The organism is Vibrio sp. B1ASS3 (genome assembly GCF_905175355.1).
In the GTDB taxonomy this organism is placed as follows: Bacteria; Pseudomonadota; Gammaproteobacteria; order Enterobacterales; family Vibrionaceae; genus Vibrio; species Vibrio owensii.
In genome coordinates this window covers 1,549,191-1,564,058 of sequence record NZ_HG992742.1, presented here as the reverse complement: position 1 = coordinate 1,564,058, position 14,868 = coordinate 1,549,191, and the positions used below count along the sequence as shown (strand labels likewise).

General features: G+C 45.3%; 12 protein-coding genes. 5 read left to right on the top strand and 7 right to left on the bottom strand.

Going from position 1 to position 14,868, the window contains the following annotated elements; genetic code table 11:
• Positions 1-9 precede the first annotated feature (9 nt).
• From nrfD to nrfB, 3 genes are read right to left on the bottom strand one after another with little or no spacing between them, the layout of a single operon-like run.
• A complete protein-coding gene (gene nrfD / locus KJB05_RS07035; protein WP_005443386.1) occupies positions 10-981 on the bottom strand; it encodes a cytochrome c nitrite reductase subunit NrfD in 972 nt (323 codons plus the stop codon).
• Positions 978-1,664 carry a cytochrome c nitrite reductase Fe-S protein gene (gene nrfC, locus KJB05_RS07030; RefSeq protein ID WP_017636123.1) on the bottom strand — a complete coding sequence of 229 codons (687 nt, stop codon included), beginning with the start codon at positions 1,662-1,664 and terminating at the stop codon, positions 978-980. The genes nrfD and nrfC overlap by 4 nt, the downstream gene beginning before the upstream one ends.
• A 1-nt stretch (position 1,665) precedes the next feature.
• The gene (nrfB, locus tag KJB05_RS07025; protein WP_009706898.1) at positions 1,666-2,268 is read right to left on the bottom strand and encodes a cytochrome c nitrite reductase pentaheme subunit; all 603 of its coding nucleotides are present in this window, start codon (positions 2,266-2,268) and stop codon (positions 1,666-1,668) included.
• Between the two features lie 451 nt (positions 2,269-2,719).
• Between nrfB and nrfA the strand changes: the two genes are divergently transcribed.
• Positions 2,720-4,147 (top strand): ammonia-forming nitrite reductase cytochrome c552 subunit, encoded by a 1,428-nt coding sequence (gene nrfA, locus KJB05_RS07020; protein WP_208445948.1) that lies wholly within the window; start codon positions 2,720-2,722, stop codon positions 4,145-4,147.
• A gap of 129 nt (positions 4,148-4,276) precedes the next feature.
• Here nrfA and KJB05_RS07015 read toward each other — a convergent pair whose 3' ends face one another.
• The 3 genes from KJB05_RS07015 to gyrA all read right to left on the bottom strand — a co-directional run bounded on the left by KJB05_RS07015 (position 4,277) and on the right by gyrA (position 8,257).
• The gene (locus KJB05_RS07015; RefSeq protein WP_009706900.1) at positions 4,277-4,831 is read right to left on the bottom strand and encodes a hypothetical protein; all 555 of its coding nucleotides are present in this window, start codon (positions 4,829-4,831) and stop codon (positions 4,277-4,279) included.
• 29 nt (positions 4,832-4,860) lie between these two features.
• Positions 4,861-5,496, bottom strand: coding sequence for a tetratricopeptide repeat protein (locus KJB05_RS07010; protein WP_208445947.1), 636 nt, complete (start codon positions 5,494-5,496; stop codon positions 4,861-4,863).
• A 121-nt stretch (positions 5,497-5,617) separates the two neighbouring features.
• On the bottom strand, positions 5,618-8,257 hold the full coding sequence (gyrA, locus tag KJB05_RS07005) for a DNA gyrase subunit A (RefSeq protein WP_039838898.1): 2,640 nt from the start codon (positions 8,255-8,257) through the stop codon (positions 5,618-5,620).
• A gap of 309 nt (positions 8,258-8,566) precedes the next feature.
• Here gyrA and ubiG point away from each other — a divergent pair, with 309 nt between their 5' ends.
• The 4 genes from ubiG to yfaE all read left to right on the top strand — a co-directional run bounded on the left by ubiG (position 8,567) and on the right by yfaE (position 13,550).
• A complete protein-coding gene (gene ubiG / locus KJB05_RS07000) occupies positions 8,567-9,274 on the top strand; it encodes a bifunctional 2-polyprenyl-6-hydroxyphenol methylase/3-demethylubiquinol 3-O-methyltransferase UbiG (RefSeq protein ID WP_208445946.1) in 708 nt (235 codons plus the stop codon).
• 500 nt (positions 9,275-9,774) lie between these two features.
• Positions 9,775-12,057, top strand: coding sequence for a class 1a ribonucleoside-diphosphate reductase subunit alpha (nrdA, locus tag KJB05_RS06995; RefSeq protein ID WP_005443373.1), 2,283 nt, complete (start codon positions 9,775-9,777; stop codon positions 12,055-12,057).
• 81 nt (positions 12,058-12,138) lie between these two features.
• Positions 12,139-13,272: a class Ia ribonucleoside-diphosphate reductase subunit beta gene (nrdB, locus tag KJB05_RS06990; protein WP_208445945.1), complete on the top strand. Its 1,134-nt coding sequence runs from the start codon at positions 12,139-12,141 to the stop codon at positions 13,270-13,272.
• Positions 13,272-13,550 carry a class I ribonucleotide reductase maintenance protein YfaE gene (yfaE, locus tag KJB05_RS06985; protein WP_005443370.1) on the top strand — a complete coding sequence of 93 codons (279 nt, stop codon included), beginning with the start codon at positions 13,272-13,274 and terminating at the stop codon, positions 13,548-13,550. Before nrdB ends, yfaE begins: the two co-directional genes overlap by 1 nt.
• Before the next feature lie 77 nt (positions 13,551-13,627).
• Here yfaE and KJB05_RS06980 read toward each other — a convergent pair whose 3' ends face one another.
• Positions 13,628-14,860: a CinA family nicotinamide mononucleotide deamidase-related protein gene (locus KJB05_RS06980; protein WP_039987757.1), complete on the bottom strand. Its 1,233-nt coding sequence runs from the start codon at positions 14,858-14,860 to the stop codon at positions 13,628-13,630.
• Between the last annotated feature and the right edge of the window lie 8 nt (positions 14,861-14,868).

Here is a 14,868-nt window from a genome sequence, read left to right as displayed (position 1 = left end):
TTTTCCCCCTTACACTATGGTCATTTGACCGGCATAGAGAATGAAAGTACGCAGCATAAGTACGCCGACCAAGCTCAACGTCGTGACCACAAAAACATAACTGCCTTTGTGGCGCACTTCAGAAGGCGTCAACCAATTGAGAGTCAAAGGCGTAATCATGCCGATGAACACTACCCCAACCCAGAACCATTGAGCCCAGAATCCACTCGAAATAGCATTCCAAGCCGCGACTTCGTTCTGACCACCGCTGAAGATCAGTCCAGTAAAGAAAGTCACTAAGACAAACAGCTCAAACAATACTACCGGGCGTTCAAATCCGTGTACCCAAGACACACTTGGGCTGCTGGTCGACTCTTTAAACACCAAGATGCCGAACATCAAACATGCTGCTGCGCCCGAGGACAAACTAGAGAATAGGAACAAGATTGGCAGTACTGGATTGTTTAGCATTGGGTAAGTCTTCAACGCAGACAATAGAAAGCCAGTGTATGCCGCAAGCACGATGGCTAAGAAGCCCAAAAACAATTCAATGGCGTTGTTGGCTTTTCCCGCCTTAATCAAAATACCATCGGCAAAATCCAGCAGCTTGCTTGGTAACTTCCCTTCACAGAAGCTGATGATTTGATGGCGGAAGATAACGCCGATCCAAACAAACAGCACTAGCATGTACACTTGGAACAAGATCACGCCCATCGACATCACCGACGTTGGGTTGTAGTAGATCATGATCTTCCAAAACTCTAAAGGCTTGGTTAAATGGAAAATCAAAATTACCAACCCAGCAATGATGCCAAATGGTGCGAGCCAAGCCATCGCTTTCATGATGCCGTTGTTTGCGGGATCACCTTCAATCACTTTGCGTTTTAAATAGATAGAAATCATCACCGCACCTGCTGACATCCCAGCAAGGAATAAGTAAATCGCGATGATCCAATCCCAGACTAGTGAGTCAAAGTGGAATGCACTTTCGAAGCCGTTCATGATGACACCTCCCCTTTGCTATGCGGAATTTTGTACAATTTAGGTTGCGTACCTAAATGCGATTTATCGCGATAGACAACATGGCTTTCGATAGCTTTGCTCACCTCGCTAGTTGGATCATTTAAATCACCAAAGATGAGTGCTTTTGTTGGGCAAGATTCCACGCAAGCTGGCTGCTTACCTTGCGCTAGGTTGGTATCACGGCAGAAGTTACATTTATCCGCAGAGTGATCGACTGGATTAAAGAAGCGCACTTGGTAAGGGCAAGCAGCAAGGCAATAACCACATCCGACACATTTCTCTTTGTGTACATCCACGATGCCTGTCGCTTCATCTTTGTATGCAGCGCCTGTTGGACAAACGTACACACATGGCGGGTTATCACAGTGCTGACAGGATTCGCGAGTAAACTGGTATTCCACATCTGGGAATTCGCCAATCGGTTCACTGCGATGAATTTTAAGTCGGGTCACGCCTTCAGGGACTTTATTTACTTCGCGACAAGCATCAGTACAGGCGGTACAGCCAATACAGGCATTTTCATCATGAACCATACCCATGCGTTTCGCTTGTTCACTGTTGCTGGCATAAAGAGAGGAGCTAACAACGGAAGTGCCTGCAACGCCTGTAGTTAAAATCAACGCACCGCTGCCGGCTAAAAAGTTTCTTCTTGAACATTTCATGCTATCTCTCCTCTTCTTTGGCAAGTTCAGGTTCGACGGCAAATTCAGAGTGACAATCCACACACTGCTTGATCAGTTGTTTTCTGTCGTATGACAACGCTTTGGTTTTCGCTGCGTGTACATCGTGGCAATTTGAACAAGTGAGGTTTTTGGCGTGCACATCGTGCGTCCAGTGGCTTTCTCTTAGCTGTGTGGGCGCATGACAATCTACACATTGGCTGTTAGCTTTAAGAATCATGCTTGGATCAAGGAACACTTTGTCGTGTACCTCTTTCGATTGCGCGGCAGAAAACTTAATTACATCAGGCGCGCCTTCACGATGGTCGGGACCAATGTTGCTATGGCAATTGGTGCAATTAAGTTGCTTCCCTTGGCTGAGTAGAGCTTGCGGGTCATGCGAAAGGTTCAGAGTCTCTTTGGCATCCTTATGACATTGCAGACACTTGTAGTCTCGGTCACGGATCAACTCGACTTGATGACGCTCAGCTTGAGCACCTTCAATCGGCTCTGAAGAAGTCGCATGGGCGGCGATGGAGAAACCATAGATGGCAAAGACGAAGAGAAGTTTCAGCATTGTCTCTATGGTCAATTTTATATTGCCCATATTGTTCTTTCCTTAGCTCGATAATAATTGATAACTATTCTCAATTATTTATTTGAGCGACAATTAATTTCCTCTGAAGATATTTTTTCAAATCTTCAAATGACATCAATTCTTATTTCGGAAAGCCACAACGCTAAACCTATATTTATAATACCTCTATTATTCATAAGGGGTAGAAACACCTGTTCAAAAAGCGAACTAAATCACCCTATTTTTAAAAAGGTTAAAAGCCCAAAACATTGACGGACAAGGACTTAATCACTACCACTTTAGGGGTATATAAATTCAAACATGACTGAGATCACTGGTGTAAATTGATCTAAAACAAGACAAGATTCGCTCACTATTTCATCTATCCAATTAAGCAATATTATTAATCGTAGATCTCCAGTTCTTATTTGGAATAGCTTCTCACAACGCTGCTAATAAAAACGAATATGGAGATAACACCGTGAGCATAAAACACTGGATGAGCGCACCTATCGCGGTTGCGACCTTATTCGCCAGCCAATTATTTTTGGTCGGCACTCCGTTGGCGGCAGAAGATAAAGGCCTCATCGATCCTCGTAATGACGCCTTTGAACAGAACCATCCCGACCAATACCACTCTTGGAAAGCAACATCCGAAAGCGAACACATTGAAGACGCCCTAAGTGAAGACCCAAACATGGTGATCTTATGGGCTGGCTATGGCTTTGCAAAAGACTACAACAAAGCGCGCGGTCACTTTTACGCACTTGATGATGTTCGTCAAACCTTACGTACCGGCGCACCGACTGATGAAAAATCCGGCCCTATGCCAATGGCCTGTTGGAGCTGTAAAAGCCCTGACGTTGCGCGCGTGATTGATGAACGTGGTGAAGACGGTTATTTCGAAGGTAAATGGGCACGATTGGGCTCAGAAATCGTCAACCCTATTGGTTGTTCTGACTGTCACGACACTCGCTCTGAAGAATTTAAGAAAGGCGAACCAGCACTGGCGGTAACTCGCCCTTATGTCGAACGTGCTTTTGATACTATTGGTAAAAACTTTGATGAACAATCTCGCCTAGATAAGCAAGCATCGGTCTGCGCTCAATGTCACGTTGAATACTACTTCACCGGTCCAACTAAAGCGGTTAAGTTCCCATGGGATATGGGCACCACCGTTAATGACATGGAGAAATACTACGACGCGTTGAATTTCAAAGATTGGACGCATGCAGTATCTAAAGCTCCGATGCTAAAAGCACAACACCCGGGTTACGAAACGTGGCGCGATGGCATCCATGGCAAAAACAAAGTGGTGTGTGTGGACTGTCACATGCCTAAAGTAACCAAAGAAGATGGCACGGTGTACACAGACCACAAAGTGGGTAACCCGTTTGATCGCTTCGATGACACCTGTGCACAATGTCATACCCAAACTAAAGAGCAGCTACAAGGGATCGTTTCGACTCGCAAAGCGCAAGTACTGAACATGAAGCTAACCGCCGAGAAGCAAATCGTAGCGGCACACTTTGAAGCAGGCGCAGCGTGGAAAGCAGGTGCAACAGAAGCAGAGATGGAACCTATCCTACAAGATATTCGCCACGCACAATGGCGTTGGGACTACGCGATTGCTTCTCACGGTGTTCACATGCATGCTCCTGAGGTAGCACTTGAAGTACTAGGTACTGCAGTTGATCGCGCCGCTGACGCTCGTACCAAGTTGGTTCGTTTACTAGCAACCAAAGGCATCACTGACCCTGTTCAAATTCCAGATATCTCTACCAAAGCGAAAGCTCAGCAAGCACTGGGCATGGATATGGATAAGATGAACGCAGACAAGAAACACTTCCTCGAAACAGTAGCGCCAGAGTGGGATAAAGCAGCAGCTGAACGCGAAGCCACGTATTAGTCTAACTCTCAGAGATTAATCTATGGATACAACAAGGGGCGTACTGAACGCCCCTTTTTTTGTTTATTTGTTTCTTTGTTATCTTTATTTCTTCATCCCCGATTCTATCGAGAGACAAAATCGAACGTACTAGCGACGAGGAAGCCTAGGTCTAGGTTGAATATTTGGACGTGCTTTTGGCATCTGTACATTTGGACGAGCAACTGGGCGCTGGATCTTCGTTTCCGGTAATGCTTTTCTTTGTTGAACCTTTTCTTTTACCGCTTTGTCTTGTAAAGCCGCTGGCTCAATACGCTCCGGACGATTCTCCCATTTGGTTTGAATCTCTTGCTTTTGCTCGTCAGGCAATGATTGCCAATGATCGTCGAGTTGGCGTTTCATGTTATCGATATTGGCGGACATATCATCGTCCTTCCAATCCTCGACTTTGTCTTTGATGGATTGCTGTTGGTCTTCATCTAAACCATTCCACCACTCTTCCAGTTTCTCTTTGTATTCGTCGTCATTGTCGCAACAACCCGGATAGTAATAAATCCAGTAGTCGTCATGATCGTACCACCACGGATCGTAATAACCTGAAGAATAATAAACCGAAGAGGAAGAACCAGAATGATCGGAAGAGCTACAACCCGCTAATACAGAGCCGCACAGCAAAACCAATATGCTTAGTGCCTTATTTTTCATTCGTTGCCCACCTTTCCCTCTACTGCTTATTAAATTGTACGCTTACAACAGCTCTTTTGCTTGTTGATAGAGTTAATGATTTGCACTCTATCTAAGTTTGGATCATTAGAATCTAATAATAGTACCCAAGTATCAATGGCTTCCTGAAAGCGGAATGACAGAAAATGGTCATTTGCGATCAAAGACAAAGCTGCTTCATTGTGCGGTTCTATCTGTAGAGCTTGTTCCAGAAGCAGGCTGACTTCTTGCGTCATAGATTGTTGGTGGATGTAGTATAGAGTGGTCGCCTTCGCAGCAAGTTGCGTGGCACTGACAGGTTCAGTCAGTTGGATCGCGTAATCAAAACAAATCAACGCACCGTCAAATTCACCCTCTAGTAGGTAGCCCTGCCCGAGTTGGAACCACAATTCAGCGTTGTTTGGGTCCTCTCGTAGCTGGTCTTGAATCTCTTGCATGATGTCACGAGCAGTCATCATACGTGACATTTCTGCTTGCATCGGTTGAGGCGGAGTTTGACGCAGCAATAAGAAGCTTGCACTGGTTATGACAAGCACTAACAGACAAAAGCCAAACCATTGGGCCGGTTTAACTTTTGATGCACTCAGTGATAAGAGGACGATGAACAAGCCCATCAAGGTGATGGCAACGAAAAACCAAACAGACATAAAGCAACCTATGAATAAAGATAACGCCAGTGTACTGGTTTCCGACTTTCATTGCGTTGATACAGATACAAAAAAGCCGAGCGTTATGCTCGGCTTTCAAATTTAGCGATTAAGAAGAAGCTTACTCTTCTTCTGAACCTTCAGCTGCATCATCTGCTGCTGGCGCTTCAGGAGCTTGACCTTCTGCGCTAGCCTCTGTTGCTTCTGCTTCTTCGCCTTCTGGCAATTCAACTTCTTCAACTTCGTCGATGCGTTGTAGACCAACTACTGATTCGTCTTCAGCTGTACGGATAAGTGTCACACCTTGGGTGTTACGACCAACTTGGCTCACTTCCGCTACACGTGTACGTACTAGAGTACCAGCGTCGGTGATCATCATCATCTCGTCGCCTTCTTCTACTTGTACCGCGCCAACAACTGGACCGTTACGCTCAGAAACCTTGATAGACACAACGCCCTGAGTTGCACGGCCTTTCGTTGGGTATTCCGCTAGTTCAGTACGCTTACCGTAGCCGTTTTGTGTAACCGTTAGGATATCGCCTTCGTTAGACGGAACGATTAGAGAAACAACTTGGTCTTCGTCTGCTAGTTTCATACCGCGAACACCTGCCGCTGTACGACCCATTGCACGTACTTTGTCTTCGCTGAAGCGAACCACTTTACCTGCTTTAGAGAACAGCATGATGTCGCTATCGCCGTTTGTGATATCAACACCAATTAGTGAGTCATCATCACGTAGGTTCACAGCGATAAGGCCGTTTGAACGTACGTTTGCAAACTGGTTCAGTGGGGTCTTCTTAACTGTACCATCGCCTGTCGCCATGAAGATAAATTTCTCTGGTGAGAACTCATCAACAGGAAGAATTGCAGTGATACGTTCACCTTCCTCTAGAGGAAGGATGTTTACGATTGGCTTACCACGTGCAGTACGAGTTGCATGAGGCAATTGGTAAACTTTCAGACGGTAAGTCTTACCACGAGTTGAGAAACACAGAATGTTATCGTGAGTATTTGCAACAAGTAGACGTTCGATGAAGTCTTCATCTTTCATCTTCGTTGCACTCTTACCTTTACCACCACGACGCTGAGCTTCGTAGTCGCTTAGAATTTGGTACTTAACGTAACCTTCGTGAGACAGAGTTACTACTACGTCTTCACGAGCAATCAGCTCTTCCATGTCGATGTCATGGGTTGCTGCTGTGATTTCTGTACGACGAACATCACCGTAACCATCACGAACCGCTTCAAGTTCTTCGCGGATCACTTCCATTAGACGCTCAGTGCTTGCAAGGATGTGCATTAGCTCTGCGATTTCATCTAGAAGTGCTTTGTATTCATCAAGAATCTTCTCGTGCTCTAGACCAGTTAAGCGGTGTAGGCGAAGTTCTAGAATTGCTTGAGCTTGAGTCTCTGTTAGGTAGTACAGACCATCACGGATACCGTATTGATCTTCTAGCCATTCTGGACGTGCTGCATCAGTACCAGCACGCTCAAGCATTGATGCTACGTTACCAAGATCCCAACCACGCGATACCAAGCCAACTTTTGCTTCTGCTGGTGTTGGTGCGTTTTTGATTAGCTCGATAACTTCATCGATGTTTGCAAGTGCAAGAGACAATGCTTCAAGGATATGAGCACGTTCGCGCGCTTTGCGTAGTTCGAAGATAGTACGACGAGTTACAACTTCACGACGGTGGTCAACGAAGCACTTCAACATGTCTTTTAGGTTGAATAGCTGTGGCTGGCCGTTGTTTAGCGCAACCATGTTGATACCGAAAGTCGTTTGAAGCTGAGTTTGTGCGTAAAGGTTGTTCAGAACAACTTCACCCACAGCGTCGCGCTTACATTCAATAACAATACGCATACCGTCTTTATCAGATTCGTCGCGTAGTGCACTGATGCCTTCTACTTTCTTATCTTTAACTAGCTCAGCGATCTTTTCGATCAAACGAGCTTTGTTTACCTGGTAAGGGATTTCAGTGACGATGATGGTTTCTTTACCATTCTTCTCCACTTCGATTTCCGCTTTTGAACGCATGTAGATCTTACCGCGACCAGTTTTGTACGCGTCTACAATGCCTTTACGACCGCTGATTAGCGCTGCCGTTGGGAAATCAGGACCAGGGATGTAATCCATTAGCTCATCAATAGTGATTTCTTCATTATTGATGAACGCAAGACAGCCATCGATCACTTCGCCAAGGTTGTGCGGTGGGATGTTGGTTGCCATACCTACCGCGATACCAGAAGCACCGTTTACCAATAGGTTAGGAATTTTAGTTGGAAGAACCGCTGGGATTTGCTCCGTACCATCGTAGTTAGGTACGTAGTCCACGGTTTCTTTATCTAGGTCAGCCAGAAGTTCGTGGGCAATTTTCGCCATACGTACTTCGGTATAACGCATTGCCGCAGCAGAGTCGCCATCGATCGAGCCAAAGTTACCTTGACCATCGACCAGCATGTAACGAAGTGAGAACGGCTGAGCCATACGTACGATTGTGTCGTACACAGCGCTATCACCGTGTGGGTGATATTTACCGATTACGTCGCCAACAACACGGGCTGATTTTTTATATGGTTTGTTCCAATCGTTGCCTAGTACGTTCATCGCGAATAAAACGCGGCGGTGTACTGGTTTTAGGCCATCACGCACATCTGGAAGAGCACGACCCACGATTACTGACATCGCGTAGTCTAGGTATGAACCTCTAAGCTCATCTTCAATGTTTACGGGCGTGATCTCTTTAGCTAAATCGCTCATAGAGCCATTATCCCTCTATTATCTGATCGTAATTACGATACGTGTAAGGTGCAAAAATATAACACACAATTCATCAACGGGGCATCACTTTCCCACTCGTTTTATCAGGTTGTGAGCTTCGTTATGAGTTAAATGAAGAGAATTTGCACATTCATCCCATATCTTTATGAAAACTGACTATATTTCCACCAACACCGCTCAAAAATCTCTCCTGTAGCGATTGTGAGAAAAGAAGCAGTTTTAACGTATCGTACCATTGGAGTATAATCACGCCTTCCAAAGGACTATTAGCGAAGCGATATAACTATCATGACAAAAGCACAAAACGTCGACCCAAGTGAAATTAAGAAATTCGAAGAGATGGCTTCTCGTTGGTGGGATTTAGAAGGCGAGTTCAAACCACTTCATCAAATTAACCCGCTTCGCTTGAACTATGTCCTAGAGAAAGCTGACGGCCTATTTGGCAAAAAAGTGCTCGATGTTGGCTGTGGTGGTGGCATCCTTGCGGAAAGCATGGCAAAAGAAGGCGCCGTCGTTACCGGTCTTGATATGGGCAAAGAGCCATTAGAAGTGGCACGTCTTCATGCTCTTGAGACAGGCACTAAGCTGACTTATATCCAAAGCACTATCGAAGACCACGCAGCAGAAAATGCAGGCACTTATGATGTCGTGACTTGTATGGAGATGCTTGAGCACGTTCCTGACCCACTGTCTGTGATTCGCTCTTGCGCGGCATTGGTGAAACCTGGTGGCCACGTATTCTTCTCTACCTTAAACCGCAACATCAAATCTTACTTATTTGCTATTGTCGGTGCCGAAAAGCTACTCAAGATTGTGCCTGAAGGAACTCATGACCATGAGAAGTTCATCAAACCGGCAGAAATGATGAAGATGATTGACCAAACCGACCTAACTGAAATGGGTATTACGGGTTTGCACTACAACCCTCTTAACGACAGCTACAAACTCGGTCGTAATGTGGATGTAAACTACATCGTTCACACTGTTAAATATTGATTAATAGAATCATTATTGCCTCGCCAGTTTGGCGAAGAGTAATATGAAATTTATTGAAAAGCGGTAGCACAGAAGCGCCGCTTTTTTTGTCAATTTCTGTAGAAAAAAAGTGCTCTAGATTCCATTTTGACCAATCTGTTTTTAACAAACAAAAACTGTCAAAGATCAAGGAAAATATTTTTACATGCGGTTATTTATGAACCGATCTGAAAAACGTAATTTTCCCCATTCAAGTCAGCCCTTTTCTCATCGGTTAGTGTTCACTTACTGATTTTTTTTATTTTGTTAGTTATCCACAAGTCATCCCAAACCTGTACCTTGAAAACTCAGGGTAATAGCACTATCTTGTAACTCGCAAACAAATGAACCCCTATATGTTGTGTTTCGACTACAATATATAGATAGACTTTGATCACAAAGCCGCCGCAAATTTTACAAGTTTTGCACATAAACAAACAAAAACACGGCTTTTATCAGTTTTCTTAGGGAAATAAAGCAGAATGAACCAACAACTTACCGTCACAAAGCGTGATGGCCGCAAAGAAACTATCGATCTGGAAAAAATCCATCGCGTTATTACGTGGGCTGCAGAAGGCCTGAATAACGTTTCGGTATCACAAGTAGAACTACGCGCTCACATCCAGTTTTACGACGGCATTACGACGACAGATATCCACGAGACTATCATCAAGTCTGCAGCAGACCTGATCTCTGAAGAGACACCGGATTACCAATACCTAGCTGCTCGCCTAGCGGTATTCCACCTACGTAAAAAAGCATACGGCCAATACGAGCCACCAACGCTGTACAACCACGTAGCTCGTCTTGTTGATATGGGTAAGTACGATCAACACATTCTAGAAGACTACACGAAAGCTGAACTGGACGAGCTTGATGCGTACCTTGACCACAAGCGCGATCTGGATTTCTCTTACGCAGCAGTAAAACAGCTAGAAGGCAAATACTTCGTACAAAACCGTGTATCTGGTGAGATCTACGAAAGTGCGCAGTTCCTATACATCCTTGTATCTGCTTGCCTATTCGCTAACTACCCGAAAGAAACGCGTCTTGACTACATCAAGCGTTTCTACGATGCGACGTCAACATTTAAGATTTCTCTACCTACACCAATCATGTCTGGTGTACGTACCCCTACTCGTCAGTTCAGCTCATGTGTACTTATCGAGTGTGGTGATAGCCTTGATTCTATCAACGCGACAGCAAGCTCAATCGTGCGTTACGTTTCTCAACGTGCTGGTATTGGTATCAACGCAGGTCGTATCCGTGCGCTAGGTTCTGAAATCCGTGGTGGTGAAGCATTCCACACAGGTTGTATCCCATTCTACAAATACTTCCAAACAGCCGTTAAGTGTTGTTCTCAAGGTGGTGTTCGTGGCGGTGCAGCGACTGTGTTCTACCCACTGTGGCACGGTGAAGCTCGTTCGCTAATGGTTCTTAAGAACAACCGTGGTGTTGAAGAGAACCGTGTTCGTCACATGGACTACGGTGTTCAGTTGAACAAACTGATGTACCAACGCCTGGTAGAAGGTGGCAACATCACGTTGTTCTCACCATCAGACGTACCGGGTCTGTACGACGCTTTCTTCGAAAACCAAGAAGAATTCGAACGTCTATACGTGAAATACGAAAACGATCCTTCAATCAAGAAAGAAACGGTTAAAGCGATCGAAATGTTCACTCTGCTAATGCAAGAGCGCGCATCAACAGGCCGTATCTACATTCAGAACGTGGACCACTGTAACACTCACAGCCCATTCGATTCAGAAGTAGCGCCAGTTCGTCAATCAAACCTATGTTTGGAAATCGCACTGCCAACTAAGCCTCTGAAAAACGTTGAAGATGATTCGGGTGAGATCGCTCTGTGTACGCTATCAGCGTTCAACCTTGGTGCTATCAAGTCTCTAGATGACTTCGAAGAGCTATCTGAGCTTGTAGTACGTGCACTAGATGCACTGCTTGATTACCAAGATTACCCACTACCAGCGGCATACAAGTCGACAATGAACCGTCGTACGTTGGGTGTTGGTGTTATCAACTTCGCATACTACCTAGCGAAGAACGGCGTTAAGTACTCTGACGGCAGCGCTAACGGTCTAACTCACCGCACGTTTGAAGCGATTCAATACTACCTATTGAAAGCATCTGTAGCGCTAGCAAAAGAACAAGGTAAGTGTCCTTCGTTCCACGAAACGAACTACGCGAAAGGCCTATTGCCAATCGACACTTACAAGAAAGACGTTGACCTAATCTGTGAAGAAGAACTGCACTACGATTGGGATAGCCTACGTCAAGAGATCATGGAACACGGTCTACGTAACTCAACACTGACAGCGCTAATGCCATCTGAGACTTCTTCTCAGATCTCTAACGCGACAAACGGTATTGAGCCACCACGCGGTTTCGTATCTGTTAAAGCGTCGAAAGACGGTATCTTGAAGCAAGTTGTTCCAGATTTCACTGAACTGAAAGACAACTACGAACTGCTATGGAACATCGGTTCTAACGACGGTTACCTACATCTTGTGGGCATCATGCAGAAATTCGTTGACCAAGCGATCTCTGCAAACACAAACTACGACCCTTCTGGTTACGAGAGCGGTAAGGTTCCAATGAAGAAACTTCTTCAAGACCTTCTAACTGCGTACAAGTTTGGTGTGAAGACACTTTACTACCATAACACTCGTGACGGCGCGAAAGACGACCAGAAAGACGCAGTTCAACCACAAGATGACGATTGTGCAGGCGGCGGTTGTAAGATTTAATCTTACCCACCCTAACAATCCGTAGAAACAAACAATCGAACACCTCCCCGCTTGGGGAGGTCTAAAAGGAATTGAGGCATTATGGCTTACAGTACTTTTAACCAGAACAAAAACGACCAACTAAAGGAACCAATGTTCCTAGGTCAATCAGTGAACGTTGCTCGTTACGACCAACAAAAATTCGAGATCTTCGAAAAGCTAATCGAAAAGCAATTGTCTTTCTTCTGGCGTCCGGAAGAAGTGGACGTATCAAGCGATCGTATCGATTACAACAAGCTACCAGACCACGAGAAGCACATCTTCATCTCAAACCTGAAGTACCAAACGCTGCTTGACTCAATTCAAGGTCGTAGCCCAAACGTTGCACTGCTACCGCTTGTTTCTCTGCCTGAGCTAGAAACCTGGATCGAGACTTGGTCTTTCTCTGAAACGATTCACTCTCGTTCATACACACACATCATCCGTAACATCGTGAATGATCCAAGTGTGGTATTCGATGACATCGTTGAAAACGAGCACATCCTTAAGCGCGCAAAAGACATCGCACACTACTACGATGACCTAATCCAAGCGACAAATGACTACCACCGTTACGGTGAAGGCGAGCACGTTCTGAACGGCGAAACGGTTAAAGTTAGCCTGTACGATCTGAAGAAGAAACTGTACGTGTGTCTGATGTCAGTAAACGCACTAGAAGCAATCCGCTTCTACGTAAGTTTCGCTTGTTCATTCGCGTTCGCAGAGCGTGAGCTAATGGAAGGTAACGCGAAAATCATCAAGCTGATCGCTCGTGATGAAGCCCTTCACCTGAACGGCACACAACACATGATCAACTTGCTACGTAACGGCCAAGATGACTTCACATTCATGCAAATCGCTGAAGAAGCAAAACAAGACTGTTTTGGTCTTTTCAAAGAAGCGGCTGAGCAAGAAAAAGAATGGGCAGAATACCTATTCAAAGACGGTTCAATGATCGGTCTGAACAAGGACATCCTGAGCCAGTACGTTGAGTACATCACCAACATCCGTATGCAAGCGGTAGGTCTACCAATGGCATACCCTGAAGCAACTTCAAACCCTATCCCATGGATCAACGCTTGGTTGTCATCGGATAACGTTCAGGTTGCGCCACAAGAGGCAGAAATTTCATCTTACCTTGTTGGTCAGATTGACAACGAAGTAAGCGCAGACGACTTCGAAGGATTTGAGCTGTAATGCCAAGCATCAAAATCAACAAACTCGTCAGCATTGAGTCCAACCCATCCAATACGATTTTGGAGACGATGGAACAAGCTGGCTTACTCCCTGAATACAACTGCCGTGACGGACACTGTGGTGCTTGCCGCTGTAAGTTAGAGTCAGGTGAAGTGGAGTATGTTGGTTTTGCTATGGCTTATACTCAGCCAGATGAGATTCTGCCATGTATTTGCAAAGCGAAATCCAGTGTTTCGCTCAGTGGTGTGAACTACGCGATGAAAGAGAAACGCGCGTAGATTTAGCAGCAGTGAATACTAAAAAGCCAAGGCATGTGCCTTGGCTTTTTGTTATCTACCGTTTTAAAGCAACAGTATTAAAGTGCGCTGCTCGGAATATGCATCTCTTTCACTTTCTCTAAGAAAGCATATTGTGCTGACATTGGCTTCCGCTCTAAATAACGGCGCAACATATCTAGCGCTGCCGCACTGATGACTTTGACTTGATCATCGCGTTGATATTTTCTCGATAGCTTGTACAACGCCCCCCACTCACCCGTAGAAGTGGAAAGTGCGACAGAGAAAACGCCCTCATCAAGCTTACCTGTGACTAACGCTAAATCAGTACCACACTTCTCACGCGTCGCTCCCGCGAGCGCAAACGTCGCCGCTAACGGATCACCTTCGTCTGTAATGGTTTGGCTCTGACCTGCTAATACCCAGCCATGACCAAATTGCTTTTCAACGTTCTCATCACCGTTAAGCCAATAGGTTAAGTACCCTGCACTGCTTTTCTCTGAAACGGATAAGGTTAATCCTTTATCCACCAGCAATTGACCTACGTGATCGACCATTGGCATATCGACACTCACCGTATTGCTTTCAAGGTGCTTGTGAATGATCTGCATGAGCTTCATGCGCTGTTCTACTTGATTGGATGGACCAAACAGCTTCACTTCAATAAAAGGTAAATACGAGCGATAGCCAAGCTCATAGCCTTGTGGCAGTTTCATTTGGTCAAGCTTATCTGAGATACCAGACTCCGACAGACCAAACGTATAAATTCGGCTGCAAGACGAACTTTCGACTTCAGGGAACAGTTTTTTCAAATCTGGCAAAATTTGCGTTTCTGCCATCAGCTTAAATTCGCTTGGTACGCCAGGGGTAAAATAAAAGACGGCATCATTGATCAGCATCTTAAAACCGCAAGCGGTACCAATTGGGTTATCTACGATTTCTGCCGTCTCTGGCAACATAGCTTGTTTTAGGTTGCTGTCTGGCATTGGAATACCACGACGCGCATACATTGCCTCTAGATGCTCTAACCAATCTTTGAACAACACAAGCTTACACTCAGCGGCTTTTGCTGCTGCCGCCGCACTCATGTCATCTGTGGTTGGTCCTAAGCCACCATTAACGATGACCACATCGTTATTGAAGCTGAGCATTAGGAATTCTTCAATTAGACTCGACTGCTTGTCACCAACGGTTGAGCGTTTCGTTAAGCCAAATCCATGCTGATAAAATAAGCTCGACAGCCAAGCAGCATTTGTATCAACAATATCACCGTGAAGGACTTCTTCACCGGTACTAAGCATAGCAATTTTCACAACTGACT

Bases quoted from the DNA above. Each gene is read 5' to 3' on its own strand.
- nrfD (WP_005443386.1), bottom strand. From the start codon at position 981: ATGAACGGCTTCGAAAGTGCATTCCACTTTGACTCACTAGTCTGGGAT.
- nrfC (WP_017636123.1), bottom strand. From the start codon at position 1,664: ATGAAATGTTCAAGAAGAAACTTTTTAGCCGGCAGCGGTGCGTTGATT.
- nrfB (WP_009706898.1), bottom strand. From the start codon at position 2,268: ATGGGCAATATAAAATTGACCATAGAGACAATGCTGAAACTTCTCTTC.
- KJB05_RS07015 (WP_009706900.1), bottom strand. From the start codon at position 4,831: ATGAAAAATAAGGCACTAAGCATATTGGTTTTGCTGTGCGGCTCTGTA.
- KJB05_RS07010 (WP_208445947.1), bottom strand. From the start codon at position 5,496: ATGTCTGTTTGGTTTTTCGTTGCCATCACCTTGATGGGCTTGTTCATC.
- gyrA (WP_039838898.1), bottom strand. From the start codon at position 8,257: ATGAGCGATTTAGCTAAAGAGATCACGCCCGTAAACATTGAAGATGAG.
- ubiG (WP_208445946.1), top strand. From the start codon at position 8,567: ATGACAAAAGCACAAAACGTCGACCCAAGTGAAATTAAGAAATTCGAA.
- nrdA (WP_005443373.1), top strand. From the start codon at position 9,775: ATGAACCAACAACTTACCGTCACAAAGCGTGATGGCCGCAAAGAAACT.
- nrdB (WP_208445945.1), top strand. From the start codon at position 12,139: ATGGCTTACAGTACTTTTAACCAGAACAAAAACGACCAACTAAAGGAA.
- yfaE (WP_005443370.1), top strand. From the start codon at position 13,272: ATGCCAAGCATCAAAATCAACAAACTCGTCAGCATTGAGTCCAACCCA.